Source organism: Cupriavidus sp. SK-3 (genome assembly GCF_000611145.1).
In the GTDB taxonomy this organism is placed as follows: domain Bacteria; phylum Pseudomonadota; class Gammaproteobacteria; order Burkholderiales; family Burkholderiaceae; genus Cupriavidus.
This window is the reverse complement of the sequence record NZ_JFJV02000084.1, coordinates 1-6,562: the sequence shown is the minus strand read 5'-3', so window position 1 is coordinate 6,562 and position 6,562 is coordinate 1. Positions and strand designations below refer to the sequence as shown.

6 protein-coding genes are annotated in these 6,562 nt (G+C 57.9%); 1 reads left to right on the top strand and 5 read right to left on the bottom strand.

Features of this window, described 5'->3' with window-relative positions:
- Nucleotides 1-335: 335 nt before the first annotated feature.
- Nucleotides 336-683, bottom strand: coding sequence for a hypothetical protein (locus tag CF70_RS09060; protein ID WP_152561747.1), 348 nt, complete (start codon nt 681-683; stop codon nt 336-338).
- An 80-nt stretch (nt 684-763) separates the two neighbouring features.
- Between CF70_RS09060 and CF70_RS09055 the strand changes: the two genes are divergently transcribed.
- Nucleotides 764-1,006, top strand: a complete 243-nt coding sequence (locus tag CF70_RS09055) for a helix-turn-helix domain-containing protein (RefSeq protein ID WP_035863255.1) — start codon at nt 764-766, stop codon at nt 1,004-1,006.
- A gap of 64 nt (nt 1,007-1,070) precedes the next feature.
- Here the strand turns inward: CF70_RS09055 and CF70_RS09050 are convergent, their stop codons facing one another.
- From CF70_RS09050 to CF70_RS38900, 4 genes are read right to left on the bottom strand one after another with little or no spacing between them, the layout of a single operon-like run.
- Nucleotides 1,071-1,529 carry a hypothetical protein gene (locus CF70_RS09050; RefSeq protein WP_035863253.1) on the bottom strand — a complete coding sequence of 153 codons (459 nt, stop codon included), beginning with the start codon at nt 1,527-1,529 and terminating at the stop codon, nt 1,071-1,073.
- On the bottom strand, nt 1,526-3,604 hold the full coding sequence (locus CF70_RS09045) for a hypothetical protein (protein ID WP_051648177.1): 2,079 nt from the start codon (nt 3,602-3,604) through the stop codon (nt 1,526-1,528). Before CF70_RS09045 ends, CF70_RS09050 begins: the two co-directional genes overlap by 4 nt.
- Nucleotides 3,597-5,126, bottom strand: a complete 1,530-nt coding sequence (locus tag CF70_RS09040) for a site-specific integrase (RefSeq protein ID WP_063830444.1) — start codon at nt 5,124-5,126, stop codon at nt 3,597-3,599. The genes CF70_RS09045 and CF70_RS09040 overlap by 8 nt, the downstream gene beginning before the upstream one ends.
- Before the next feature lie 13 nt (nt 5,127-5,139).
- Nucleotides 5,140-6,057 (bottom strand): tyrosine-type recombinase/integrase, encoded by a 918-nt coding sequence (locus CF70_RS38900; RefSeq protein ID WP_414629438.1) that lies wholly within the window; start codon nt 6,055-6,057, stop codon nt 5,140-5,142.
- Nucleotides 6,058-6,562 lie beyond the last annotated feature (505 nt).

Below are 6,562 nucleotides of genomic sequence, written 5' to 3'. Positions count from 1 at the left end.
GGCACCATGCGCTCCACGACGCCATGGCTCATCGGGCCGGCTGGCTCGCTACGGGCAAACAAAATCCAAGTTCGACCCAGACGGACCTCGATTCCTAGGAGGACCGACTCGGGATCGGTGCAGCGCCAGAACAAAGTGAAGCGTCGCAGTCAAGAAGCACCTCGTGGGTAGGCGTTCGCTCCCGTGGGCAAAGGTCGGATTGTCTGCTCCGTCATCGCGGAGTCGAGGAAGCATACCAAGATGCATCGTCCGCTCGTACCGTCGTGCTAGTAGAAAACTAGAAGAATGGTCGCGAACGCACGGATGCAACACGGGGGTTCGTCGCGCCCGTCCGGCTACCAGTCGGCAACATCCCAAGCACAAAGCCGGTGCCCATCCTTTGGCTCGAACTGAAAATCACTATCTCGCTCCTCCGGCAGGAGTGACACGACGATGGACTTGGCAAACGGCAGATCGCATTGGACCGTCACGAGGCTTCCTTCACGAAGAGCAAGCTCTAACTTGCTCGACGCTTCGTAGAAGACGGCCGCGGATACCTCCGTCGGTTCCAGCACTAGATTGAAACCAGAATTGGGAACGCGGAAGGCAACTTGATCCCTCGTCTTCTCGACCGACAGTGGGACTTGACTGGAGCGACGCCGCCCTTCTTTCATGGCAGGACGATGGGCACGGTGTGAGTTCATGACAGATCCAAAAATTGGCATAGTGCCATTGTGACTCAAAACCCACTGACATAAAAGTAGCGGCTTAGCACTATGCGGGCATGTCAGTCACCCCCACCTGCCCACCTAGGCCAAGTGCTCGCCAAGTGCTCGCGGATAACATGCGACGTTTGCGAGCCCAGCGGGGCTGGTCGCAAGAAGAGCTGTCATTCGAATGCGGCATGGATCGGTCCTTCCTGGCGCATGTCGAACGATGCGCGCGCAATGTTTCCCTGGATAACATCGACCGCATTGCCGCGGCCTTCGACCTTCCCATTGCCGAACTGTTCCGCGTGGATGTGTAGAGGCCAGCAGCCTTGCCCCGCCTCACGGTTCTGAGGATGGCAATGTCAGTAGAAGATTTGCGCCCTAGCGGTCCTTCTGTTTGACGAGCTTGATCGGTTTCTCTGTTTGGTCGCGATTTACGGCAGGAAGTGCCCCGCTCAAAAATGCCTTGTCGAGACCTCTCGTGTGCGCGTTGTAAGCCCAGCGTGCGAACTGCTCGAGCAACCGTTGGTTTTCGGCCGCCAGCCGCTCGTTCTCGCCTTCCAACCGCGCGATGCGCTCCAGAGCGACCTGAAGTTCCGGCGATTCGACCTGCCGCACACCGCCTTCCTGACCTTCCGACAAGGCTGTCTTTCGCAGGGAAAATGCGTGCTTGATACGCTCATGCCTGTGCAGCGCCTGGCGGGTATATCGCGTCCGCTTGCGGCGTTCGATCGCATCGATAAACAATTCCCAACTGAGCTTACCCGCCCAGCCATCAAGGATGGCGACAATTTCTGCGATGTCATCGTCACCGAGGTTCCTCGCTCGGACGTGAGTCATTCCGTCGCCTCCCCTTCGCTCGTATCCACCGGTGGAGGCAGCCTTCGCTGCCCTGGGCTACGCGCCTTGGCTCCGAACCGGAGTTGACGTCGCTCAGCAGTCTGCTCCAGGCGCGAGGCAGGCATCACGCCGGAGGGTTGGATCACCGTGCCAAACGGGACACGCGGATCGTCGAGAATCCCACAAAGCTGGTCGAGACGCTCTAGCGTATTCCGCTGATGCTCGCGCCATCGATCCGCACCAGCAAGCTCCTCCGATACCGCGGCCTCTGCGGTCGCAAGCAGTATGCGCGTTTCGTCGCGGTGCCGACGGAGATTGGCCTCCCTGACCGCATCCCCCTTGATACAGACCTGTTCATCACAATTGAGGCAGTCTTGATGAAGCTGGCACGGCAGCATGGCGAAGTCGTGAATGCAGTAACCAAACTCCGTGGTATGCGCCGTTGGCACCTTGAGCCGAGCAAATTCGTCCCTTGGAATCAGCGTGGCTTTGTGCAGCCGTGCTAGAGCGCCGACCGAATGCCGCTCATCTCCGACAGCTTGCCGAACGAGCGCCAGCACATCGCGATCAGATTGATGGTCGTAAGCTCTGTTCTGACTTACGTTGACTCGACCAGACCATTTGGCAATGTCGAGTTGACTGAGGCCGCCTGCCTGAGCCAGGGTATTGAGGTAGTGGCGGAACTGATGGGTCCTGATGCGGATCGGACTTCCGTCGTCTTCGGTCAAGCCTAGACGGTCGAACAGGGACTTGAAGCCGGATTCCGTTCTACCTCCAAGACCATCGGAGATATCTTGGTGCTGAAGACAATAGAACACACCCCGGTATGTCGCCCTTGACCTGTGCAGGGCATTTCTTTGCACTAGGCACAGCAGGGCGCTGTACTTCAAGTTGCGCTCCTCACTGGCAATCGGAAACCCGCGCGGCAACATCGCCAAGACGGTTTGCTCAATGTCTGCAAAGGCAGCCGTCAGTTTCCCCCTCGCACCTTCCGTCCGGATGCCGTGGGTGTGGCACCAATTCGTTGCCGCTAAACGATGTAGATGTTCCGAGTCTGTAAAGAGAACATCCAGCATCTCTGGCATCGACAATCGATCCCGCCCACGTAGATGTTCAAGGTGAGCCGGCAAATACATCTGACCGGGATGCTGTTCGCACCAAATCGCAACGTCCCGGGCCGTTTCCGTCAGCTTCCTGATATTGCCAACTGCCTCTTTGACGATATCGACCATCGATCGCACTACCCATTTCACCATGGGATCGGCCCCTTTCGAAGGGCGCCACCGGAGGCCATACTCAGATTGACCATCCGCAGCCGATGTCTGCGTCACTTCGCAATCCACTTCGAGTCGCAAGACCTCATTGACGCGGTCCGGCGCAGAACACAAGACCGCCGCAATCGAGGACACCAGCACGTCAATCGGCTCGAACGCGAGGTGGAAGGCATTGGCCAGCGCAGCCAATGCAGTCGGCGAGGGAAGCTTAGCTTGCCGCTCGTCATCGAATTCTTTGCCCACCCGCACACTGTCTCGCGGTCGCGGGATCGGGTTCCGCCAGCGCACCGGCACCGCGGTCAAGCGGCCTTTCACCAAGAAGTCCGAAACCATCTCAAGCTGCCCGGCAACTCGGTAGGCGACGGCCGCGGAGAACTTATCCTGGATCAACTGGGCAGCGCGGTGAAGAGTCTCCGGGGACACTTGCGCCAGGGCGAACTGCCGCCCGCCCTCAGAAATGGCGGCCTCAAGTGCCCGCAGTGCTGCCAGACGACTCCCGACGATCTTGGTGGGCCGCAGCGCATGCCAGTACCGCATGTAGCCCTTTGCAAACGACAAGAAGGGCTCTGGCATCATCAGCGGGTCGCGATCGTTGGCCGTATCCCATGTACTGAATACTAAGCGGATCGCGCCATTCCTTGCCTTCAGTTGCAGCGCCTCGGTGACGTCCCAAACATCCGCATCAAACGGAAGATTCGCGCCGAACACGGTCAGCTGATTGCGGCAAACGTCAATAAAACCCAGGAGGTTCGCTTCCGCGTCCAGCTCGGTTCGCGGCGCAAAATGGACAATCTCAGCCATTTGAGGAATTTCTCCTCATTTCGCAAATATGGACAACTTGCGCAACCGCGAGGATAGTTCTGTCGTTAACGCTTGCCAGACGCTCGTCCGTTGATCTGAGCAATTGTTCACGCTTGTCAAGCAGGTGAGTGAGGACCGCTTCGTGCGGCCCATCCAGCCATGGCTCGAAGCTCCTGCAGGTGTAGCAGGCGATTGGTGCCGAGAAGCTACAGAAGGAATGTTGGCCGCACGATCCCATGGGCTTCGCACTGCGATCGATTCTGAGGTCAATGATGCGACTGGAGGGGTCACCGGCTCGTGAAGCTTCCGATTCGTCGTGAATCACTACTCCTTTGAACGCCTGCGCCAGCGGCGCGAGACTCATTGCCACGGCACGGTCGATGCGCTGAGCGATTTCGGGAACGGCTGCCACGTATACGCCAACGTTCTGCGTGTCAGAGTGATCCAACATCTCTGCGATGACCAGTTCGCCATGCCCCTCCTGGGCCGCCCTTGTCCCAAACGTTCTCCGGAATTTGACGGGCGAGATGTGAGCGCGTTTGCCGGTGCGTTCAGAGAGCACTTCGAGACGGTTTAACGCCGCCTTCAGTACAAGCCCCAGACTGGTGCCGGTATGGTGATACTCGTAGCCTTCGGCCATATCGCGCGGACGCTTCTGCGGAAACATCGGTGCTCCACTCGGGTCATCCAACAGTTGCATGAATCGTGCGCGAACTCGCTGGACGTATTTGAGCAACGGCCCACCGATCTGAGAGATGAGCGGCCGCTCCTTGAAATCGGCGCGGAGATGAGCGTTGCTTTGCTTCGCCCTTGGGACTCTGAGGATATATGCGGCATCGCCTTCCTTCGTCGTTGCAACTGAGAGGTCGCGTACCTTCAAGGCAGCGTATTGAGCGGGGCGCTGGCCGAGAGCCATGAACAACCAAGCGAGAAAATACTCGCCATCGTCAACGACACCGTCCATATATGCATCATTCAGTGCCGCCTGGATGGCTTCATGTTCCACAGCTGTATATGGCCCCATCACGGGGTCCATGGTCAGCACCGCCGCTCCCTTGGTGTTGCCTTTGGTACGCATGTCTTCGAGCAACGCTGCAGCAGCATCGCTCACACCAGCGTAGCCAAGGCGGTGCCACTTCCTCAGCAAGCCAGACAACGTCCCCAGATACCAGGCTTGGCTCTCAGCGAGGGATGTTTTGTAGTTCAAGAGATCGACACTGCTGATCTCGGAGATTGGGGCTCCCGCCGAGCGGTACTGAAACTCGAGGAAATGCACTAAGCGTGAATGCAGGTTACGAACATGGTGTGCAGATGAGTTCTCGGCGTACCACAACAGGACGGCCTTCATGGACAGCAGAAACTCGGAGACAACCTGATCACCTGCCGGGACGAAGTCGATTGACATTGCGACGACGCCATCGCGGTACACCCACTTGACCGTCTGTGGGTTGAAGACAACACCACTTCGTGTCGTCGCTCGTGAAGGCAGTTGCGCAAAAGAAGGCTGAGTCGACTGACCCAAATGTGCGAGGGCGTCAGGTTTCACTCGATTCGTCCTTCTTTAGCTTTTTCTGCAGATCGAGTATCGCGTCACTCGCCTTTCGCTGTACGTGCCGTCTCGTGTAGGTTGCTGCAGAATCTGACGTTTCCGACCAGCCCATCAGGCGCGAGCGCATTTTTTTCTCCATCTCTTCGGGGACCCGTTCTCTGTCCATCACTTCCGAAAAATCGTCGTTCCAAGTGTGCCGAAGGACATGCGGAGACAGTTTTTCCAGCAAGTCGGGACACTTGATTCGCAGCGCCACGAAGATCTTATTGACTGCCGCTATTGTCAACGGAGCGCCCGAGCCGTTCGCAACGAAGAGGTATTGATGTTTGCGCGCCCCTTTGATAGCCCGCCGGCAGCCCATAACGTAGTCCCGTGTTCGCCGGGCCAGGTCCTCGTCCAGCGCCAACAGGCGGTCACTCGTCTTAGTATTCGGCTGATCTCTACGCGGATCCTCAGGGTCGTCTGCCCGCCTTGCGATTAGCACCTCATTGCTGCGGAAGTTAACATCCGCGACGCGAACGCCGAGGAGTTCGCCTCGTCTGATTCCGAGTGACAAGTACCACCGAACCATCAGGGCATTTCGCTCCCTTGGGTGCCGACCAGGCCAGGGATTGTCCGGGGAAGCGGGGTCGATCAGGTCTAATAGCTTTGCCCGCGCCTCCACGGACAACCCCTGCCGTTGATTGATGTGGTTTCGCCGAGACGACGAGGGTAGTCGCTCTCGAAGCGCTCGACACGCGAGGTCAGCCGCCACTTTGAGCGACTGGTAGGTTGCGTGGCTAGGACTCAGCGTCAGCAGACACCCCGTCGCTCGCCATTCGAGATACCCACAGATGTAGTGAATGCGAATTGCAGCACTCTCGGAGCAAACATGCGCCGGGATGCCTGTCGAGGTAGTGCGCATGCGAGCCCTCTCTAACGCCACTACCCTGGCCGGAACCAAGGCGTCCTTCGCGAAGTCGTCAGCCAACACTGCCTCCAACGAGGCGCGGCAGCAACGCGAAATCTCTTCGATCTCGCCCAACGTTAAAAACCGCCCCTCTTGCATTCGCGCATCCAGATCGACGCACAAGCGATCCAAAACAAGGCACAGCAGCATGACGCTACGGAGCGCTTGCCGAATCGTCGAAGCAGACCGGTTTCTCGCTCGGAGCTCAGTCAGCGCATAGAGCGTAGGGTCATACAGAGGCAACCCCGTCGAACGCTCGCAGAGCATCGGCAACCGCTCCCCCGATTGGAGAACGACAGTTCTGACAAGATAGGGACTGACTTGTTTACGCATCAGGAGAGGTAGTAGATAAAACTCAGTCTAGTAACTTCTTCAGAAAAAGGTAAACAAAAAAAAAGCCCACAGCGACGGGGCTGCAGGCTAGTTATTGACGAAATGACTAAAGTGGGCTCTAGAACGG